Raw genomic sequence first — 19,008 nt, 5'->3', positions numbered from 1 at the left:
TGGATCTATGGCAGTCGATGATTTTGTTTTTTACAACGGCCGTAAGCTGCGAAAGGGCTTCACGACTGGCACAACAGCGACGGCAGCATCCGTTGCCGCACTGACCGCATTATTGGATCAAAAGGAACAAGCGGCGGTGAGTGTTCAGGCAGCCAATGGTCAAAATGTCACGTTTACGATTGAAAAATGCGATTTTGACAAGCAAAAAGCCGCCGTTGCGATTAAGAAGGACGGTGGCGATGACCAAGACGCAACAGACGGAATGCTGATTTATTCGACCGTCAATTTGCGGGATGATAACCAAATCAACCTTGACGGCGGCAAAGGAATTGGTCGCGTGACCCAAGAAGGGCTCCCCAACAAACCAGGAATGCCGGCAATTAATCCGACACCGCGGAAAATGATCAAACAGAGTGTCCGCAAAGTGCTTGGCCCAGATCGGGGAGCTGACGTCATTATTTCAGCGCCAGAGGGCGAACGAGTTGCTAAATTAACCTATAACCCAAAGTTGGGAATTGTTGGCGGCATTTCAATTCTTGGCACCAGCGGAATTGTGACGCCAATGTCCGAAGATAGCTGGAAAGCATCCATTTCGATCGAGATGAATATCCATAAGAAACGTGGTGATGAGGATATTATCCTGACGCCAGGGGATGCGGGTGAAGCATTTGCAAAAGAAAAGTTGGGATTGCCAGCCGAAAGGATCGTGCAAATGAGCAACTTTGTTGGTTACGTGTTGAAAGAAGCCCAGCGAATTGGCTTTAAACGGGTCTTGATTGTGGGCGACCTAGGGAAACTAATTAAAGTTTCCGGTGGCATTTTCTCCACTCATAGTAAGGATGCCGATGCCCGTGCCGAAATTATGGTGGCTAACTTGGCTCTCTTGGGTGCGCCGACAGAAATGCTGCAAAGAGTTTATAAGTGCCTGACAACAATCTCGATGCTCAAAATTGTTGAAGAAGACGGCTATCAACGGGTCTTGCAAGTCATTGTTGATAAGATTAAGGATCGATCGCAGAAATACATTGCGCATCGAGAGCCCAAGGTTGATATTGATGCCGTGATTTATTCCAACACTTCGGGAGTTCTCGCATCAACAATTCCGGCAGCTGAGATTGGAGCGCGATGGAAATGATCACAGTGGTTGGCATTGGTCCTGGCAAGAAGTCGTTGATGCTTTCTGGAACTCAAGAGATGGTGGACAAAGCAGAAATTGTGATTGGTTCTGAACGCCAGCTCAACATTTTCTCAGTGGCCCCGGCAAAGAAAGTCATTTTTACCCGTTTAGCTGTTCTCAAGAAAATTATCTGTGAGAATTTTGAAAAGCCAATCGTTGTACTAGCTTCTGGTGATCCGTTGTTGTACGGAATTGGCAACTGGGTACTGGCAAACTTTGATCCCAAAATGGTGAAAATTATCCCAGGAATTAGTTCGATCCAGTATCTGTTTCATCAGGTTGGTCTGTCAATGAACGATTGTTACCTGACTAGCAGCCATGGTCGGGTACCTGATTTTGACTTTCTATTGCTTCACAAAACGATCGGCATGGTAACTGATGAGGAAATTGGGCCGGTTGAAATTGCCAGGGAAGTGAAACAACGTCATCAGCATCGAACTATCTACGTTGGGGAAATGCTGAGTTACCCCGAAGAACGGATCTCCCGATTTACCGAAGATTCTATTGAGAATCGCAAATACAAAATGAACGTGGTGATTATTACCAATGAAAGATGAAGAATTTTTAAGAACAAAGGTGCCAATGACTAAAGCCGAGGTGCGGGCCGTTAGTATTGATAAGCTGCAGCTCAATGGCAAAACAACCTTGTTGGACGTCGGGGCTGGGACCGGTAGTGTCAGTATTCAAGCGGCGGTGGAATTTCCTGATTTACAAGTGACATCGATTGAAAAGAACCCGGATGCCATTGATATTATGAGCAAGAATATCGAGAAATTTCACACGGATAATATCAGTTTGGTAACGGCCAACGCTCCTGAAGGAATTCCCGATGAAGATTTCGATGCAATATTCATTGGCGGCAGTGGTTCTAATTTAAAAGAGATCATTACTGACTGCCTGGCTCATTTGAAACCGGGTGGGGCATTGGTCCTGAACTTCATTTTGATTGAAAATGCTTTGGAAGCTTATCAAGCGTTGGCAGATGAAGACGTCAGTGATTTGGAAATGACCCAAGTGGATGTTTCAAAGTGGCATGCGCTTGGTAAGGGGCATTATTTCAAGCATCATAACCCAAGTATCGTATTAAGTTCCACGAAAGGATGATAAAGATGAGTTTGATCAGTTTTGTTGGTGCAGGTCCTGGAGACCCAGATTTGATTACATTAAAGGGTTATCGCCGTTTAGCAGAGGCGGACGTTGTTATTTATGCGGGTTCTCTGGTTAACCCAAAATTACTGGATTATTGCAAGCCTGGTGCGCAGAAATTTGATAGCGCTTCGATGACGTTGGATGACATTATTTCTAGAATGGCTGATTCCGTCGACAAAAACGAATCAGTTGTGCGGTTGCAGACCGGTGACTTTTCAATTTATGGCTCGATTAGAGAACAAGTTGAAGAGTTAAAGAAACGAGATATTGATTACGAGTGTATTCCAGGAGTCAGTTCCTTCCTTGGTGCTGCAGCCCAAATGGGGGTTGAATACACGGTGCCAGAAATTGCTCAAAGTGTGATTATCACTCGAATTTCTGGCCGGACCAAAGTGCCCGAAGATGAGTCATTGACATCGCTTGCCAAGCATCATACCTCAATGGTGATTTTCTTATCCGTTCAGAGTATTCGTCGAGTGGTTCGCCAACTGATTGCCGGCGGCTACACGGATGAAACCCCAGCGGCCGTTATTTATAAGGCAACCTGGCCCGATGAAAAGATGGTCAAAGGGACCTTAGCAGACATTGCCGATAAGGTTGGTAAGGCTGGAATTTCTCGGACGGCGTTGATAATGGTTGGGGAATTTTTGGGTGACAAATACACTTATTCCAGATTGTATGATCCAACGTTTACCCACACTTATCGCAAAGGAATTAAAAATGCCACAGCAAAGAAAGACTAGTATCTGTATCATGGCACTGACTGGACCGGGGACCAAAACGGCTGAAAGTGTTCAGACATTACTTCCTGAAAGTCAGGTGTTGGTTCCAGAAAAGTATGGGGCAAATAGGGAAGATACATTCGCCAAGGGCCAGTTTACTTCAGCGTTTGCAGAGGCTTTTCGAACCTTCGATTGCCTGGTTTGCATTATGGCTACGGGGATTGTCGTTCGGAAAGTCGGCCCGCTCATGCAGGACAAAACCGTGGACCCAGCGGTGATTGTCATGGATGAACAAGCCAACCACGTGATTAGTCTGTTGTCAGGCCATGTCGGGCATGCCAACGCTTTAACCAGACAAATTGCCAAGTTACTTGATTCTGAGCCGGTGATCACCACTGCCACGGACACTGAGCATGTTCAAGCAATTGACACCTTAGCCCAACGATATAACGGCTGGTACCCGGAATTTAAATACAACACCAAATTGTTCAACTCTCGCTTGGTTGAAGGAAGTCCGTTATTGCTTTACGTTGATCCAGACTTCCGCGGAATTGTGAAGCAGTTTAACGGATTGGAAGTCGTTGATGAAATTGATCAGCAGCATCTAGAAATTCCGCTGATTATCATTTCCGACAAGGATAATATCGAAAAACGGCAGAATTCACTTCAGATTATTCCTCAAGTCAATGTGTTGGGTGTTGGCAGTCGCAAAGACGTGACTTACAAAATGATGCAGGATGCCTTTACCGAGTTTTGTACGCAACAGCATCTCGTTTGGCGATCGATTTATAAAGTGGTCTCAATTCAAAAAAAGGCACACGAAAATGCCATTCACTATTTGGCAGACTGTCTTGGGGTGCCAACTGAATTTTATTCTGCCGAGCAGCTGCAAAGCACTGCCAGCCACTACGACCAGTCTCCCTTTGTTAAGAAGACGGTCGGGGTTGGTAACGTTGCCAATTCGGCCGCAGAATTTGGGTCCGGTAATCGGACAATCAACGAAAGATTTTCAGCTGACCAAGTCACCATGGCGGTTAGTAAACTTATACTCAAAAAGGATGATTAAATGATGCTATACATTGTTGGATTAGGACCAGGTTCACAACAGTTAATGACGCAAGAAGCAATTAAAACGATTAAAAAAGTGGATACAATTGTTGGCTACATTACTTATATTCACTTGGTGGAAGACATGATTAAGGGCAAGAAAATTGTGACGACCGGGATGCGTGGCGAAATCGAACGGTCGAAAAAAGCGATTGAAATTGCCGCAACTGGGAAAGACGTTGCCATTATTTCAAGTGGCGATGCCGGCATTTATGGCATGGCTGGACTGGTTTTGGAAATGGCTGCCAAAGAGGACAAACACGTCGACATTAAGGTGATCCCTGGAGTGACTGCCAGTATCGCTGCAGCTGCCGCACTCGGGGCGCCTTTAATGAATGACTTTTGCCATATTAGTTTGAGTGACTTGATGACGCCTTGGGACGTGATCAAAGAACGAGTTGATGCAGCTGCCAAAGCTGACTTTGTGATTTGCTTGTACAATCCCCGCAGTAAGGGGCGGCCAAACAACCTCCACGAAGCGTTGGACATTATTTTGAAGTACAAATCTCCCGATACGGTCGTTGGAATTGGTAAAGATGTTGCCCGAAAACGGGAGATCGATAAAATTACCACGATTAAAGATTTGGATGAGACAGAAATTAATATGACCACCATCGTGATTGTCGGCAATAAAAATACATACGTTGCTGATGACAGGATGATTACACCAAGGGGTTACACGTTATGATTTTATTGCTTGGCGGAACGAGTGAAAGCTTAACAATTGCCGACATGCTGACGGAGGCTAAACAGCCGTTTATCCTGTCAGTGACAACTGAATATGGAGCCGAACTGGCCCGACAACATGCCACTCATGTGCATCTGGGGGCAATTTTACCAGCTGAGTTTCACGACTTATTTGAAGCAAATCGGATTTCGCTGGTGATTGACGCCACTCATCCATTTGCCCGCTCGATCTCCACGCATGTCATCATTGCGGCTAAGCAGAACGCGATTTCATACATTCGGTTTGAGCGCCAAGAAATGCATGAAGAGGGGCCGTTTCTAAAAGTGGTTGCTGATACAGCAGCTGCGATTACCTTTCTCCAGCAGCACCCCGGCAACATTTATCTCTCAACCGGTAGTAAGACGGCAAGTGAATTTGCCAACGAGCTTGGGGTTGATCGACTTCATGTCCGAGTCTTACCAACAGCCCGGGTGATGGACTTACTATCCCAAGCAGGGTATCAGGCCAATCAGATTGACGCGATTCAGGGACCGTTTTCTGAGACCCTGAACGTTGAATTGATTAAACGAGCTGGTGCCAAAATTGTGGTTACTAAGGAGAGTGGTCGGCGCGGTGGTTTGCCAGAAAAAATTCAAGCATGTCAAGACTTACAGATTTTATGTTTGGTCATTAAACGACCGGCAGTAAATTATCCTGAAGTGACTGGTTCGTTTGAAGAGTTAAAGCGGAAATTGGGGGTCATGCAATGAGTGGATTTGTTTCATTAGTCGGGGCTGGCCCCGGCAATCCAGAATTACTAACACTGTTAGCTAAACGACGATTAATTGAAGCGGATATCATTTTGTATGACCGACTGGTAAACCCGGCTTTGTTGATGGAGACCAACGCAGAGAAAATTGACGTTGGTAAATTGCCTCACCATCATAAATACAGTCAATATAAGATTAATGATCTGCTAGTAACACTGGCCAACGAAGGTAAACGAGTCGTCCGTCTGAAAGCAGGAGATCCTTATGTATTTGGCCGGGGCGGCGAGGAAAGTCAGTACCTGAAGCGTAACCACATTGATTATGAAGTGGTTCCCGGAATAACCAGTGCAATCGCCGGTCTAGGCGCTGTTGGCATTCCGATTACCCACCGCGATTTTGCCTCGGCCTTTCATATCATTACCGGTCATCGAAAAAAGACGGGTGAGGAACTTGATTGGCATAACATTGCTCATCAGGAAGGAACGCTGGTTTTCTTGATGGGAATGGAACAACTGGCAAAGATTACCAGTCAGTTGATTGAAAATGGGAAAAATCCAAAAACTCCAGTTGCTGTTATTCAATGGGCAACCCATTGGAACCAACGCTCAGTATTATCCGATTTGGTCAACATTGTTCATGCTGTTGCCGAAAACCAAATTGGGTCGCCCGCTTTAATCGTAGTTGGTCAGGTTGCTCAGCTGATGCAAGCCTTGCAACCTCATCCCGTTCTATTTGGTCAGCACATTTTGGTTCCATATAAGAAACAGTCGAAATTATTTAGTTTGTTACAAGATGCCGGCGCCTCGGTTGGATTTTTCCAGCGTGGTGAAACTCAACCCGTAGACTTCGCTCTACCGAAATTATCTGGGCCAGCAACGTTATTTGTTAATGACATCAACGCTTACCGGTATTTTCAAGCCAAGATGATGGCCATCGGAGCTGATTTGCGTCAGTTGGTCACTTGGCAATTCATTGCCAAAAATCACGTAGTAGCGCGTCATCTGAGGTCGTTTGGCATCGTGGTCGATGGTGTTGCCGATCAGTTATCGACTTTTGGGCAACCAACCTATGTTATTGGCGAACAACGTGAACTGGCTGACATGAATCCGCAAGCGTCAGTTCATTTACTGGCAACTTATCGCCGCTTGCCTGTTGAACAGGATCTTGACTTCGATGATTATCAGACCATTGTTTTTCCGAGTTCAGCAAGTGTAGCTGAATTGGTCAGAAATCTCAGTCAAGACCAATTAAAGGCATTACAGGTGCTGAAATGTATTGCAATGGGGCCAAAAGTTGCCGAGAAGTGTCGCCAAGTTGGCCTGAACAATGTAGTTACCGTTAAGCCATCATACCAAGCCGTATTAACTATTTTGAAGGAGGCAAAAAACGTTGACAAAGTCAGCAATTCTCATCGTTAGTTTTGGAACAACGTATCCGGATACTCGTAAAAAGTCGATTGGATCAGTTGAGGAAGCCTTTCAGCAAACTTTTCCCGATTCCAAGGTATTTCGAGCATTCACCTCGAACGTGGTGATTAAACGGATTCAAAAGAACGAACAAATTAAGATTGATACGCCAACAGAAGCATTGGAAAAGATTCGTCAAGCTGGCTTTGAAGAGGTTTATGTTCAATCACTTCATCTTATTCCGGGGATTGAGTATGACTTGGTTAAAGAAGTGGTCGCCAAGTTCCAATCAGCATTTCAAAGAATTGTTCTGGGTGCGCCGTTGTTGAAGACCTTTGAAGATTATCAGCGGCTAGTGGCTTTCATTAAGGGAATGGTTCCAGCTAAGGCCGAACATTCGGGACTTTTACTAATGGGGCATGGAACAGCTGATAGTGCCTTTACGGCTTATGCCTGCTTGGATCATATGCTGATGGGAACCGGCAACTATGTTGGGGCCGTTGAAAGTTATCCAGACATTGATTTTGAAATTCAACGGTTAACTAATGATGGCATTCAACACGTTGTGATGCAGCCACTAATGATGGTCGCCGGCAATCATGCTCACCATGACATGGCGTCTGATTCACCAACGTCATGGAGCTCTCAGCTTCAAGTGCATGGAATAACGGCGGATGCCAAGTTTATTGGCCTGGGTGAGTACCCAGAAATCCAGCAAATGTATATCGATCATTTAAAACAAGTGATGTAGGAGGAGCTTATGGGAACGTTTTATGGAATCGGCGTTGGGCCGGGAAATAGTGAATTAATGACGGTTAGAGCTGTCAAAACAATTGAACAGTTAGATATTTTGTACACGCCCAAGGCTCACAAAAGCGCCTTGAGTGTTGCGGAACAGATCGCAACGCCATACTTTACAGACTCGTTAACAATTAAACGGCGGCACTTTCCAATGACTCACAATTTAGAAGAAAAGCAGCAGAGTTGGAATGAAATTGCGGCTGAGATTGTTAAGGATGTCAAGGCAGGCAACGATGTTGGTTTTATCACTCTCGGCGATCCATCCGTTTACAGTACTTATAGCTACCTTGCCGACATTGTGAGAGACGATGTGCCAATTAAGACCATCGCTGGGATTTCATCCTACAGTCAGATTGCCGCGGAAGTTTCGATCCCGTTAACGATTGATGACGAATCTTTGGAGGTCATTCCGGCCACGGCATCATTGGATAAAATCAGTCAAGCCCTTGATGTCAACGATAACGTCATCCTGATGAAAGTTTCCACCAAATTTGAAGCAATTTATAAACTATTGAGCGATAGGGAACTTTTGGGTAACGCTCTGTTAGTAACTGACGCGTCCCTTGAGAGTGAAAAGACCCGTAAACTTTCAGAAATGGATGTCTCAGAAAAGGTTCCGTATTTCTCAACGGTATTGATTAAGAAGCAACTTAGATTTTAAAGGAGGAAAAGGTCATGGATCATTCCATCAAGCGAAATTTGGCCATCACATCGATTGCGCTGAGTAGTTTCTCGTTTGTTGCCTATTTATTGTATCCAACTAATGCCAATGCGATGCACATCATGGAAGGGATGCTGCCACCAAAATGGTGTATCTTCTGGTTTGCGGTTTCAGCGCCATTCTTTGTGTACGGCCTTTACCGAATGGGTAAAATTGTGAAATCATCTACCCAGAATGCCAAAGTGATGCTTGCCCTGTGTGGTGCATTTGTCTTTGTTTTGTCATCGTTAAAGATGCCTTCAGTAACTGGTTCGTGTTCCCACCCAACCGGTGTTGGTCTTGGAACAGTGATGTTCGGTCCCAGTGTCATGTCAGTGCTCGGGGTGATTGTGCTATTATTTCAAGCTTTATTGTTGGCTCACGGCGGCCTCACGACTCTGGGTGCCAATAATTTCTCGATGACCGTTGTCGGCCCCTTCGTTGGTTTTGCGGTTTATAAAATTTGCCGAGCTTTCAAAGTAAACCGATCAGTATCGTTATTTCTATGTGCAATGCTGGCTGATTGGTCGACCTATGTTACCACTTCCTTCCAGTTAGCCGTTGTCTTCCCTGATCCAAATGGTGGGGTATTCGGGGCTGCAATTAAGTTCCTGGGAATTTACGCAGTTACCCAAATTCCACTGGCCATTGCCGAAGGATTTTTGACGGTGATTGTTTATAACCTTGTTATTAGTAATAACCTTTGGAAGGAGGCCAGTTTAGGATGAAAACGAACTCAAAAGCCAAACAGAATTTGCTTCTGCTAGTAGCCGTGTTGATCCTAATCATTGTGCCATTCTTCTATGCTAAGGGTGGCAGCTTTACCGGTAGTGATGATCAGGGAACTGAACAGATCAAAAAATTTGATCCAAGTTATAAAGTCTGGGCTCATCCTTTGTGGACGCCACCTTCAGGCGAAATTGAAAGCCTGCTATTTACCGTTCAAGGTAGTTTAGGAACCGGGATTATTGCCTATATCATCGGGAGTGCCCGGGGTAAGAAAAAAGCATTGAAACAGATTGAAGAACAAAAAAATGGTAAGAAGTAATGCTGATCAATTGACGGGAGGCTGATTAAGATGCTGGTTATCGACAAATATGCATATACAAACCGAATCGTTAATTGGTCACCTAAGATTAAAGGCCTAGTTTGGCTAATGTGTATGGTGATTGCTTTTCAGCCAATCGTTTGGTTGAAAGCCATCCTAATTGTAGCAGTGGCCGCTGACACGATATTTGTTACTAAGGTTTCACTTCACAGGTATTTAAAGTGGTTCTACGTCATTTTGCCATTCTTATTGTTAAGCATTATTGGGATTGTGTTTACAATGTCGGCGTCAAAAACTCAATTATATTTTCCAATTCATTTGTTTGGTAACTACTTTGGCGTTTCCAAGGCGATGTTGCCAAAGGGATTGCTACTAGGCGTTCAAGTGCTGGCCGCTGTCGTTAGTACCTATTGGTTTGCCTTAACAACCCCGTTTCGACAGATATTAGATTTGCTGGTATCACTTCATTTATCCAATTTGATTATTGAGGAAACGATGTTGATGTATCGGTTTATTTTCATCTTTATCGATTCGTTCGAAGAAATTCACCGGGCTCAAAATCTGCGATTTGGTTATCGTAATATTCGGACATCACTTCATTCGTTGTCAATTTTAGTCAAAATGCTGTTTGAACAAATCATGGTGAACTATGAAGCGATGACCCACGCGTTAGATGCCAAACTTTACGATGGTGAATTTAAGGTAGGAAAGAGCAGGCCTCAAAATGATTGAATTAAAGAATGTGAGCTTTGCTTATGAAAAGAATCGCCCAACCTTGAAAAACATTTCGTTGAAGCTGGGTGAGGATAATGAAAATATTGTTGGCATCATTGGCCCAAATGGCTCCGGAAAATCAACGTTATTTTTGAATTTAGTGGGGATGCTGAAACCATCGCAAGGTGAAATCTTCGTTGATGGTGTGCCGATTAAGTATGGTAAGCGCGCTTTAAATGAACTCCGTAAAAAAGTTGGCATCGTTTTTCAAAATTCTGATCAGCAGATCTTCTACTCGATTGTTCAAGATGATATTGCCTTTGCACTTCATAATCTTAAATTACCGCAAGCAGAAATTGATGCCAGAGTTGACCGGGTGTTAAAAGAGTTAGATATTGAAAGCATTCGCAATAAGCCAATTCAATATTTAAGCGGTGGCCAAAAGAAACGGGTTGCCATTGCCGGCATCCTGGTCCTGAGATCCGAATGGCTGTTATTGGATGAACCCACCGCTGGCTTAGATCCAGATGGTAAGCGGCGAATGCTGGCCCTCATGAAACGGTTGGTTGCCAACGGACAAAAGATCATCGTTTCCAGTCATGACATGGACTTTATGTATGAAATTTGTGATCATTTCTTCATTCTTAATAACGGTCAAATCGTTAAGTCTGGGCGGAAAAAAGATGTCTTCTTAGATGAACAATTGTTGAATGACTGTAAGCTAGAGCAACCTTGGTTAGTTAAAATTCATCAAAAACTTCATTTGCCGTTATACGCCGATCAACAAGATTTGTTCAATCAACAAGAGTCTGAATTGAAAGGTCGTGAGCAACAATGAGTGCTGAACGGATTATGTTTGTAGGAACAACTTCTGATTCCGGAAAGAGTTGGGCAGTGACGGCTTTATGTCGTATTTTAAAGCAGCGAGGCAAAAAAGTGGCGCCGTTTAAATCTCAAAATATGGCGCTTAACTCGTTTATTACGGCAGATGGGAAGGAAATGGGCCGTGCCCAGGTTTTTCAAGCCGAAGCAGCCGGAGTTGCCCCCGACGTGCGGATGAATCCGATCCTCTTGAAGCCATCAACTGATTCGGATGCCCAGATCGTGTTTATGGGTAAAGTGATCGGGAACATGGGCGCTGCTGAATATCAAAACTATAAGCCCAAGCTTCGGACCAAAGTCATTGATATTTTTAACTCGTTGGCTGCAGAAAACGATGTTGTCGTGCTTGAAGGAGCCGGCAGTCCAACTGAAATTAATCTCAGTGATAACGATATCGTTAATATGGGAATGGCCAAGATGGCCGATGCCCCAGTAATCTTAGTTGCCGATATTGACCGGGGTGGCGTGTACGCAACCATTTACGGCACGATCAAATTATTGCCAAAAGAAGATCAGAAACGGATCAAGGGTATTATCATCAATAAATTTCGCGGTGATGAGTCGCTGTTGGTATCTGGTAATCAAATGATTGAAAAACTGACCGGTGTTCCAGTTATCGGCGTGCTGCCAATGACCGACATTGATTTAGACGACGAAGACAGCGTTTCATTGCAGAGTAAGCGCCAGACCCGAGATACCACGAAGGATATTGACATTGCCGTAATCACTTTGTCAAAGATTTCCAACTTTACTGATTTCCACAGCTTGGAAATACAACCGGACGTGTCAGTCCGCTATGTGCGTCATGCTGATCAAGTTGGGACACCAGACGTGTTAATCATTCCTGGTAGTAAAAACACCAATGAAGACATGGTGTTCCTGCGTGAAAAGCATCTCGACATGGCGATTAAGGAAGCCGCCGAAAATGGCAGCCAAATCGTTGGCATCTGCGGGGGCTATCAATTACTTGGCAATCAGTTGCGAGATCCCGAGTCAGTTGAATCTGATCTAAAGTCTCAGACGGGTCTGGGCCTATTGGACACAGATACGGTTTTTAATGAAGTTAAGACGACAACCCAAGCTGAAGCGAAGCACAGTGGTCAGCTCTTAACCGGTTATGAGATTCATATGGGGACAACAACTTTGGGACCGCAAATGCGCCCGTTTTCCCGAATCATTTCAAATAATGGCAAGCCGACTCATCGGGATGACGGGGCAGTTAATCAAGACGGCAGCGTCTTTGGTACTTATCTCCATGGATTGTTTGACAATATCGATTGGACCCGGCAATTCTTGAATTCAGTGAGAGAGAAGAAGGGATTGAAACCGCTGGGCAAGGCCGTTGAGCGCCAGTTCAACACATACAAGGAGAATCAGTATGACAGGTTGGCCAACGTTTTCAAGGAGCACGTTGATATGAACCGGATCGATGAAATCTTGGCGGCTTCTGAGAATCATGAGTAAAGAAGGGATGAGAAATGCAAAAGCCTTATCCAATTCTATTGGATTTATCAGAAAAAAAAGTCGGCGTTGTTGGCGGTGGTAACGTGGCTGCTCGAAAGATTAAAGGATTACTGGCGGTGGGCGCTGATGTGACGGTTGTGAGTCCCGAGTTAAATGACAAGATTGATGCGGATAGCATTCATTGGATTAACAGCCGTTACGCAGCTGATTATCTCAAGCAAATGGATCTCGTGTTTGCCTGTACCGATGATTTTGAAGTGAACCAACGAATTAAACAGGAAGCAAAACCATTTCAGTTAGTGAACAACACCAGCAACAAGCACAATTCTGATTTTTATAATGTCGCGCAAATTAACAGTGACAACTTTATGATCACGATTTCAACTTACGGTGCTTCTCCGAGTGCGTCCAAGCAACTCAAGGCAAAGATGCTGACTTGGCTCAAATCTCAGTACCCAGATGAAAGAAGGTAAACTCAAAATTGTTCATTATTTATGTCGGGATTGACGTGAACTCTGTCCCAATCGATATCCGGGAAAAAGTCGTTTTCTCCAAGGAAGAACTCGCTGAAGCCAATTCCAAACTTAACCAAGAAAAAAGTGTTCTTGAAAACGTCATTCTATCGACGTGTAACCGGACGGAAATTTATGCTGTGGTCGATCAGGTTCATACCGGTCGATATTACTTGAAACGATTTTTAGCTCGTTGGTTTAATATTCCGTTGGAGCAGATCAATAATTGGGTTAATATTGGTATTAAGGAGAATGCCGTTAAGTATCTCTTTGAAGTGGCCGTCGGATTGGATTCATTGATCATGGGCGAACCACAAATTTTAGGGCAGGTTAAACAAGCATTTTTTAATGCAGAAGATAATGGCACAACGGGAGTTATTTTCAAGCACCTGTTTAATCAGGTCATCTCGTTTTCAAAACGAATGCATACCAAATATCCAACCAGTGAATTGTCACTGACGTCTCATCAAGCGGGGCTCCATCAAATTAAGACTCACTTGGGAACGGTTAAGGGTAACAAGTTGGCCGTTGTCGGTTTGGGAGACGTTGGCTCACATTTGTTAAAGAACGCCAGTACCATGGGATTCGATCATATCTATATCCTGAATCGGACTGACAGCAAGGCCGAAGCGGCTGCTGATGCACTGGGTGATACCGTTGAGGCGGTTCAATTTGATGAATTGCCTGAAGTTGTCACCCAAGTCGATGCGGTCGCAACCGCTGTTTCCAGCAAACAACCTATTTTAACGATTAACTCGCAGGATAGCGGCTCCCTTAAAATCTTGGTGGATCTGGGGGTTCCTCGAAACGTCAAGATTGCCTCTTTGAAGCCATCGTTTGATTACTTTGACATTGATGGGTTACACGAAATCCTCGATGATAATCACGAACTGCGGGATGAGATGTTGGCCAAGACAGAACGTGAGATCCCTCAAGAAGTGACTGACTTCTATATTTGGCAAAAGCAGCTTCACGTGGTCCCCGTCATTCGAGACCTCCGAAAGTCAGCACTGACAGTTGAAAGCAACGTTTACGATAGCTTGATGCATAAGTTGCCTGATCTGGATGAACATGAGCAAAAAGTGATTCGCAAACACATGAAGAGCATCATTAACCAAATGATTAAGGGACCAATTAAGCAGGTAAAGGAGTTGTCTGTCAAGGACGATGCCAATTTTGACCTTGAGTTCTTCTGTGACATATTTGGCCTGCCCAAGGAAGATATGAAATGAGGACGGATTGACATGGAAAAAGTAAAAGTTGTCGGTACCAGGGGTAGTAAATTGGCTGTTGTTCAAACCAAAATTGTGGTCGATTTGCTGGCGAAGAAATTCCCTGATATCCGATTTGAGATCAAAACGATTACGACCCAGGGCGATCGTAATTTGAAGGATAGCCTGCAAAAAATTGGTGGTAAGGGCGTCTTCGTCAAAGAAATTGAGCAAGAATTATATGATCACACAATTGACTTTGCGGTTCATAGCCTTAAAGACGTTACTCCAAAGCTTTCTGAGGGGTTGGTAATTGGGGCTGTCCTCAAACGGGCCTCGCCTTATGATTGCCTGATTACACCACATCAGATTAACGATTTTTCTCAGATCCCTCAAGGAGCCAAGATTGGGACTAACAGCTCGAGGCGCCAGGGTCAATTGTTAAACGCCCGGCCGGATTTAAAAATTGTGCCAATTCGGGGCAACGTTGAGACCCGGATTAAGAAGATTGCAACGGAGAAGCTGTTTGGCGTTGTCCTTGCGGTTTCCGGCTTGAAGCGCCTCGGAGTTGATCTGTCAAAATACACTCAGCTTCCGCTAAAGGACGTGATTATTCCGGCTGCTGGTCAAGGGGCCATTGCGGTTGAATGCCGGGAAGATGATCCTGATACCCTTGCCGTTTTGGATGCCATTAACGACCAAAAAACCCGCGACTGTGTGACAATTGAGCGGAATTTTCTCGGTGAATTGGGTGGCAGTTGTAACTTTCCAATTGGAAGCTTTGCATCAAAGCAGGCGAATGAATATGTTTTCGAGGGGCTGGTGGCCTCAATCGATGGCCAACATTTATTTAAGAAACAAGCTCATCAGAAATCCATCGAGCACTTCGGTGAACAAATTGCCGATGATTTAATTTCTGAGGGCGCATTAAAAATTATTCAATAAACATCAATTTGAAAGGAAGCAATTATTTTGGTAACTTTTGATCGTCATCGTCGTTTACGTACAAGTCCAGCAATGAGGGATCTCGTCCGTGAGACTCATTTGCTTAAGGATGATTTAATTATGCCAGTGTTTGTGGATGCCAATATCAAGGATCGAAAAGAGATTTCATCCATGCCCGGGGTGTACCAATTTAGCCTGGATTCAATTCTGGATGAGATTAAGGTAATTGTCGATAAGGGCATCAAAGCCATTATTTTATTTGGGTTGCCTGATCATAAAGATGAAGTTGGAACTTCCGCTTGGGAAGATGACGGCATTGTTCAGCAAGCCATTCGTAAGATTAAAAAGGCTTATCCTGATTTGATTGTGATTGCTGACACCTGTTTGTGTGAATACACTTCTACCGGTCATTGTGGGGTCGTTAAGGATGGCGTTGTTTTAAACGACGAATCTTTAACTTACATCGTGAAGACCGCTGTTAGCCAAGCCAAAGCAGGTGCTGACATTATTGCACCGTCCAATGCGATGGATGGTTACGTGGCCGCAATCCGTCAAGGCCTTGATGAGAACGACTTCAAGAATTTACCAATCATGTCATACTCAGTCAAATATGCTTCCAGTTTTTATGGTCCATTCAGGGATGCGGCTAACAGTGCGCCAGAATTCGGTGATCGCAAAGGCTACCAAATGGATCCTGCTAATCGATTGGACGCGCTGCGAGAGTCAGCCAGCGATGTAAAAGAGGGAGCCGATTTCTTGATGGTTAAGCCGTCAATGGCCTTCCTGGATGTGATGAGAGAAGTTCGCGATCGGTTTGATTTACCACTAGTTGCCTACAACGTTTCTGGTGAATATGCCATGATCAAAGCAGCTTCACAAAACGGCTGGATCAACGAAGACCAAATTGTTCGTGAAACGTTAGTTGGCATGAAGCGGGCAGGCGCCGATCTGATTATTACTTACTTCGCCAAAGACGTTGCTGATCGCATGAATAAAGGGGAGGTATTTTAAACTTGAGGTCAATTGAAAAATCTAAGCAAGCATTTAAAGAAGCCAGCAATTATTTCCCGGGTGGCGTTAACAGCCCCGTTCGGGCATTTAAGAACGTTGGTGGCGATCCTTTATTCATCAAAAAAGGCGCTGGTTCACATATTTATGATATTGATGGCAATGAATACATCGATTACGTTTTGTCGTGGGGACCACTTATTTTGGGCCACGCTGACCCTAAAGTAGTGAGTGACTTACAAGCTGCCGTTTCAAATGGTACCAGCTACGGGGCCCCAACTGAATTGGAAACTGAACTTGCCAAGAAGATCCAGTCCATCGTTCCCTCGATGGAAATGATGCGAATGGTTTCTTCTGGGACTGAAGCCACGATGAGCGCAATCAGAGTTGCTCGGGGAGTGACTAAACGCGATAAGATCGTCAAGTTTATCGGCAATTACCATGGTCATAGTGATTCCTTACTGGTGGATGCCGGGTCCGGCGTTGCGACGTTTAATATCAACACCTCACCTGGTGTTCCCAAATCTTTAGCTTATGACACATTGACTTCGCCCTATAACGACGTTGAGACCATCAAGCAGATTTTTGCTAAACACGGCGATGAAATTGCTTGTATCATTGTGGAACCGGTTGCTGGTAACATGGGCGTCATCCCGGGGACCAAGGCCTTCTTGCAAACGTTACGGGATCTCACTCAACAATATGGCTCAATTCTGATTTTTGATGAAGTCATGTCAGGATTTCGAGCTGCCTATCACGGTGCGCAACATTTGTATGGGATTAAGCCGGATATGACGACGCTTGGTAAAGTTGTTGGTGGTGGACTGCCGGTCGGTGTCTTTGGTGGTCGCCGCGACATTATGGAGCAGGTTGCGCCGGCTGGTCCGATTTATCATGCCGGAACCCTTTCCGGAAATCCATTGGCAATGACTGGGGGGATCAGTACCCTGAATCAGTTGACCCCAGAGATGTACGAGCAAATGAGTCATAAGGTCGATCGATTGGCTAAAGGCATTGAAGAGGCTGCCAAGGCCCATCATGTGCCAGTGGTCGTTCATCACGTTGGAACGATGTGGAGCTACTTCTTCAACCAAGGGCCGGTGAATAACTTTGCCGATGTCCAAAAGAGTGATATGGACTTCTTCGCGAAATTCTTTAGAGCGTTATTGGCAAATGGCGTTTACACCGCTCCATCTGAATATGAAACTAATTTCATGTCCAGCAAACACACGGACGAGGAAATTGATCAAACGATCGCTGCATTTAATCAAGCATTTGATACCGCTTTGAAAGGTTAATTAACATGGCAAAATTAACACTCATCACGGGTGGCGCCAAGAGTGGTAAATCTGAGGTCGCCGAAGATATGTACGCTGACGAGCACGGGGTTTGCTACATCGCTACCAGTGTCATCAGAACGAACCAAGATTCTGAGATGAAATTAAAAATTAAAAAGCATCGTCAGCGTCGTCCAGCCGATTGGACAACCGAAGAGCGTTACAAGGATGTCAGTATTTTTGTGTTGATGAATGATTATCAAAAGTATTTGTTAGACGACGCAACAATGATGACAACGAACCTGTTCTTTGATCTGGTTGCTAAAATGTACAACGATTTTCCCGGCGACGTTGATGGAGACATCGACAGGATGAACAAAGATGAAATTGAGTCCATTCAAACCACAATTTTGCAGGAATTTTCCAAGGTGGTTGACTCTTTGCGCCGAACCGATCAAGAGATGACGATTGTTACCAATGAAGTTGGCCTGGGGTTAGTTCCAGCTTCCAAGGAGTCGCGAATTCTCCGGGATACTTACGGGCTGGTGAACCAGTTGTTGGCTAAAAAAGCTGATGATGTGTATTTTGTGATCTCCGGCCTGACTCAGAAGATCAAGTAGGATTGGGGGGATAAAATGGCTTATCTGATTACCTATCCGAAACATAATGTTGCCAGCGACCTTCAAGCCCAATTAGCTGCCAAAGCTGAGACCATTTATCTGCCACTCGGGCACTTTCAACCAGTTCAATTAACTGCGGCGGACGTTTCATTAATTAAACAGTCTCAATTTTTAATTTTAACGAGTCCGGTGGCGGTGAATCTTTATTTGAACCGGTTAAAGTCGCTTAATCCAAACGCGACCCTTTTAGTCATTAGTCCCAAGATGGCAAATATCCTTAAAGCCGGTGGGATTCGTGACGTTCGCGTTGCTGAGGAAGAAAACGGTCGTTCATTGGCAAAATGTGTGACCTCGGAAATGGCAGTCAAAACATGCCTGCTGCGAGGTGATAAGAGCGCTATTCAGCAATTCTTGCCAAAATCCGTCAGTCAGGTCATGATCTATGAGAATTATTGGGATCAGCAACTGGCCGATGCGGCGATTCAACAATTACACGGCCACAGGTTCACAAGGGTGTTGGTGACCAGCCCATCCAGCTTTGAACGGCTGACAGAAATTGCAAAACGGATTCCTGAATGTTTTTCAGACGTGACTTATTACACGTTAGGCCGGACCACTGCCAAAGTGATTCCTGCGAGCAAGGTGATTGTGGGTGAAGGCCCTGGCGTCTTAAGAAATACAATTTCAAAGATGTGTGAGGCCTGAAGTTTTAAGAAAACAAAACGAGTGGGTTTGAAACAAAATGGATTGTAAGCATTAAATAACTGGACGTCTACTTCGTAGACGTCTTTTTGAGTACCATAGAATTATTAATTAAGTATGAGGTGA

22 protein-coding genes are annotated in these 19,008 nt (G+C 44.6%); all 22 read left to right on the top strand.

The features are described 5' to 3' along the window. Positions 1 to 7: 7 nt before the first annotated feature. The 22 genes from cbiD to KTE19_RS06675 are packed head-to-tail and all read left to right on the top strand — an operon-like array spanning position 8 to position 18,885. The gene (gene cbiD, locus KTE19_RS06780) at positions 8 to 1,135 is read left to right on the top strand and encodes a cobalt-precorrin-5B (C(1))-methyltransferase CbiD (RefSeq protein ID WP_217341910.1); all 1,128 of its coding nucleotides are present in this window, start codon (positions 8 to 10) and stop codon (positions 1,133 to 1,135) included. After that, positions 1,132 to 1,734: a cobalt-precorrin-7 (C(5))-methyltransferase gene (locus KTE19_RS06775; protein WP_217163666.1), complete on the top strand. Its 603-nt coding sequence runs from the start codon at positions 1,132 to 1,134 to the stop codon at positions 1,732 to 1,734. Before cbiD ends, KTE19_RS06775 begins: the two co-directional genes overlap by 4 nt. Next, positions 1,724 to 2,281 carry a decarboxylating cobalt-precorrin-6B (C(15))-methyltransferase gene (locus tag KTE19_RS06770; protein ID WP_217163668.1) on the top strand — a complete coding sequence of 186 codons (558 nt, stop codon included), beginning with the start codon at positions 1,724 to 1,726 and terminating at the stop codon, positions 2,279 to 2,281. Before KTE19_RS06775 ends, KTE19_RS06770 begins: the two co-directional genes overlap by 11 nt. A gap of 5 nt (positions 2,282 to 2,286) precedes the next feature. Beyond that, the gene (locus tag KTE19_RS06765) at positions 2,287 to 3,069 is read left to right on the top strand and encodes a cobalt-precorrin-4 methyltransferase (RefSeq protein ID WP_217163669.1); all 783 of its coding nucleotides are present in this window, start codon (positions 2,287 to 2,289) and stop codon (positions 3,067 to 3,069) included. Next, complete coding sequence (locus KTE19_RS06760) at positions 3,047 to 4,114, top strand: cobalt-precorrin 5A hydrolase (RefSeq protein WP_217341909.1); 1,068 nt, start codon at positions 3,047 to 3,049, stop codon at positions 4,112 to 4,114. The genes KTE19_RS06765 and KTE19_RS06760 overlap by 23 nt, the downstream gene beginning before the upstream one ends. A gap of 3 nt (positions 4,115 to 4,117) precedes the next feature. Then, positions 4,118 to 4,843, top strand: coding sequence for a precorrin-3B C(17)-methyltransferase (gene cobJ / locus KTE19_RS06755; RefSeq protein WP_217341913.1), 726 nt, complete (start codon positions 4,118 to 4,120; stop codon positions 4,841 to 4,843). Beyond that, positions 4,840 to 5,592, top strand: coding sequence for a precorrin-6A reductase (gene cobK, locus KTE19_RS06750; RefSeq protein ID WP_217163671.1), 753 nt, complete (start codon positions 4,840 to 4,842; stop codon positions 5,590 to 5,592). Before cobJ ends, cobK begins: the two co-directional genes overlap by 4 nt. After that, positions 5,589 to 7,010, top strand: coding sequence for a uroporphyrinogen-III C-methyltransferase (gene cobA, locus KTE19_RS06745; RefSeq protein ID WP_217163673.1), 1,422 nt, complete (start codon positions 5,589 to 5,591; stop codon positions 7,008 to 7,010). Before cobK ends, cobA begins: the two co-directional genes overlap by 4 nt. Further along, the gene (locus KTE19_RS06740; protein ID WP_217163675.1) at positions 6,982 to 7,749 is read left to right on the top strand and encodes a sirohydrochlorin cobaltochelatase; all 768 of its coding nucleotides are present in this window, start codon (positions 6,982 to 6,984) and stop codon (positions 7,747 to 7,749) included. The genes cobA and KTE19_RS06740 overlap by 29 nt, the downstream gene beginning before the upstream one ends. Positions 7,750 to 7,758: 9 nt before the next feature. Continuing rightward, positions 7,759 to 8,460: a cobalt-factor II C(20)-methyltransferase gene (locus tag KTE19_RS06735; protein WP_217163677.1), complete on the top strand. Its 702-nt coding sequence runs from the start codon at positions 7,759 to 7,761 to the stop codon at positions 8,458 to 8,460. Between the two features lie 14 nt (positions 8,461 to 8,474). After that, positions 8,475 to 9,227, top strand: a complete 753-nt coding sequence (locus tag KTE19_RS06730) for an energy-coupling factor ABC transporter permease (protein ID WP_217163679.1) — start codon at positions 8,475 to 8,477, stop codon at positions 9,225 to 9,227. Further along, the gene (locus tag KTE19_RS06725) at positions 9,224 to 9,547 is read left to right on the top strand and encodes an energy-coupling factor ABC transporter substrate-binding protein (protein WP_217163681.1); all 324 of its coding nucleotides are present in this window, start codon (positions 9,224 to 9,226) and stop codon (positions 9,545 to 9,547) included. Before KTE19_RS06730 ends, KTE19_RS06725 begins: the two co-directional genes overlap by 4 nt. Positions 9,548 to 9,577: 30 nt before the next feature. Further along, the gene (cbiQ, locus tag KTE19_RS06720) at positions 9,578 to 10,279 is read left to right on the top strand and encodes a cobalt ECF transporter T component CbiQ (RefSeq protein ID WP_217341908.1); all 702 of its coding nucleotides are present in this window, start codon (positions 9,578 to 9,580) and stop codon (positions 10,277 to 10,279) included. Continuing rightward, on the top strand, positions 10,272 to 11,099 hold the full coding sequence (locus tag KTE19_RS06715; protein WP_217163684.1) for an energy-coupling factor ABC transporter ATP-binding protein: 828 nt from the start codon (positions 10,272 to 10,274) through the stop codon (positions 11,097 to 11,099). The genes cbiQ and KTE19_RS06715 overlap by 8 nt, the downstream gene beginning before the upstream one ends. After that, the gene (locus KTE19_RS06710) at positions 11,096 to 12,607 is read left to right on the top strand and encodes a cobyric acid synthase (RefSeq protein ID WP_217341907.1); all 1,512 of its coding nucleotides are present in this window, start codon (positions 11,096 to 11,098) and stop codon (positions 12,605 to 12,607) included. Before KTE19_RS06715 ends, KTE19_RS06710 begins: the two co-directional genes overlap by 4 nt. 14 nt (positions 12,608 to 12,621) lie before the next feature. Further along, positions 12,622 to 13,080 carry a precorrin-2 dehydrogenase/sirohydrochlorin ferrochelatase family protein gene (locus KTE19_RS06705; RefSeq protein WP_217163688.1) on the top strand — a complete coding sequence of 153 codons (459 nt, stop codon included), beginning with the start codon at positions 12,622 to 12,624 and terminating at the stop codon, positions 13,078 to 13,080. A gap of 8 nt (positions 13,081 to 13,088) precedes the next feature. After that, positions 13,089 to 14,351, top strand: a complete 1,263-nt coding sequence (gene hemA / locus KTE19_RS06700; RefSeq protein ID WP_217341906.1) for a glutamyl-tRNA reductase — start codon at positions 13,089 to 13,091, stop codon at positions 14,349 to 14,351. 12 nt (positions 14,352 to 14,363) lie between these two features. Beyond that, complete coding sequence (gene hemC, locus KTE19_RS06695; RefSeq protein WP_217163692.1) at positions 14,364 to 15,275, top strand: hydroxymethylbilane synthase; 912 nt, start codon at positions 14,364 to 14,366, stop codon at positions 15,273 to 15,275. 27 nt (positions 15,276 to 15,302) lie between these two features. Then, the gene (hemB, locus tag KTE19_RS06690) at positions 15,303 to 16,286 is read left to right on the top strand and encodes a porphobilinogen synthase (protein WP_217163694.1); all 984 of its coding nucleotides are present in this window, start codon (positions 15,303 to 15,305) and stop codon (positions 16,284 to 16,286) included. 2 nt (positions 16,287 to 16,288) lie between these two features. After that, on the top strand, positions 16,289 to 17,581 hold the full coding sequence (gene hemL / locus KTE19_RS06685; RefSeq protein ID WP_217163696.1) for a glutamate-1-semialdehyde 2,1-aminomutase: 1,293 nt from the start codon (positions 16,289 to 16,291) through the stop codon (positions 17,579 to 17,581). A 5-nt stretch (positions 17,582 to 17,586) separates the two neighbouring features. Beyond that, positions 17,587 to 18,180 carry a bifunctional adenosylcobinamide kinase/adenosylcobinamide-phosphate guanylyltransferase gene (locus tag KTE19_RS06680; protein WP_217163698.1) on the top strand — a complete coding sequence of 198 codons (594 nt, stop codon included), beginning with the start codon at positions 17,587 to 17,589 and terminating at the stop codon, positions 18,178 to 18,180. A 15-nt stretch (positions 18,181 to 18,195) separates the two neighbouring features. After that, positions 18,196 to 18,885, top strand: a complete 690-nt coding sequence (locus KTE19_RS06675; RefSeq protein WP_217163703.1) for a uroporphyrinogen-III synthase — start codon at positions 18,196 to 18,198, stop codon at positions 18,883 to 18,885. Positions 18,886 to 19,008: the final 123 nt, after the last annotated feature.

Origin of the sequence: Lentilactobacillus dabitei (assembly GCF_019061365.1) — a bacterium.
Lineage (GTDB): Bacteria > Bacillota > Bacilli > Lactobacillales > Lactobacillaceae > Lentilactobacillus > Lentilactobacillus dabitei.
The sequence above is the reverse complement of the archived record's forward strand: the minus strand, read 5'-3'. Positions and strand labels throughout refer to the sequence as shown.

What these genes read in the sequence shown, in the direction of transcription:
- KTE19_RS06775 (WP_217163666.1), top strand. Translation starts at nt 1,132, where the DNA reads ATGATCACAGTGGTTGGCATTGGTCCTGGCAAGAAGTCGTTGATGCTT.
- cbiD (WP_217341910.1), top strand. Translation starts at nt 8, where the DNA reads ATGGCAGTCGATGATTTTGTTTTTTACAACGGCCGTAAGCTGCGAAAG.
- KTE19_RS06710 (WP_217341907.1), top strand. Translation starts at nt 11,096, where the DNA reads ATGAGTGCTGAACGGATTATGTTTGTAGGAACAACTTCTGATTCCGGA.
- KTE19_RS06735 (WP_217163677.1), top strand. Translation starts at nt 7,759, where the DNA reads ATGGGAACGTTTTATGGAATCGGCGTTGGGCCGGGAAATAGTGAATTA.
- KTE19_RS06770 (WP_217163668.1), top strand. Translation starts at nt 1,724, where the DNA reads ATGAAAGATGAAGAATTTTTAAGAACAAAGGTGCCAATGACTAAAGCC.
- KTE19_RS06715 (WP_217163684.1), top strand. Translation starts at nt 10,272, where the DNA reads ATGATTGAATTAAAGAATGTGAGCTTTGCTTATGAAAAGAATCGCCCA.
- cbiQ (WP_217341908.1), top strand. Translation starts at nt 9,578, where the DNA reads ATGCTGGTTATCGACAAATATGCATATACAAACCGAATCGTTAATTGG.
- KTE19_RS06765 (WP_217163669.1), top strand. Translation starts at nt 2,287, where the DNA reads ATGAGTTTGATCAGTTTTGTTGGTGCAGGTCCTGGAGACCCAGATTTG.
- KTE19_RS06725 (WP_217163681.1), top strand. Translation starts at nt 9,224, where the DNA reads ATGAAAACGAACTCAAAAGCCAAACAGAATTTGCTTCTGCTAGTAGCC.
- KTE19_RS06680 (WP_217163698.1), top strand. Translation starts at nt 17,587, where the DNA reads ATGGCAAAATTAACACTCATCACGGGTGGCGCCAAGAGTGGTAAATCT.
- KTE19_RS06730 (WP_217163679.1), top strand. Translation starts at nt 8,475, where the DNA reads ATGGATCATTCCATCAAGCGAAATTTGGCCATCACATCGATTGCGCTG.
- cobA (WP_217163673.1), top strand. Translation starts at nt 5,589, where the DNA reads ATGAGTGGATTTGTTTCATTAGTCGGGGCTGGCCCCGGCAATCCAGAA.
- KTE19_RS06705 (WP_217163688.1), top strand. Translation starts at nt 12,622, where the DNA reads ATGCAAAAGCCTTATCCAATTCTATTGGATTTATCAGAAAAAAAAGTC.
- KTE19_RS06760 (WP_217341909.1), top strand. Translation starts at nt 3,047, where the DNA reads ATGCCACAGCAAAGAAAGACTAGTATCTGTATCATGGCACTGACTGGA.
- KTE19_RS06675 (WP_217163703.1), top strand. Translation starts at nt 18,196, where the DNA reads ATGGCTTATCTGATTACCTATCCGAAACATAATGTTGCCAGCGACCTT.
- cobK (WP_217163671.1), top strand. Translation starts at nt 4,840, where the DNA reads ATGATTTTATTGCTTGGCGGAACGAGTGAAAGCTTAACAATTGCCGAC.
- cobJ (WP_217341913.1), top strand. Translation starts at nt 4,118, where the DNA reads ATGCTATACATTGTTGGATTAGGACCAGGTTCACAACAGTTAATGACG.
- hemC (WP_217163692.1), top strand. Translation starts at nt 14,364, where the DNA reads ATGGAAAAAGTAAAAGTTGTCGGTACCAGGGGTAGTAAATTGGCTGTT.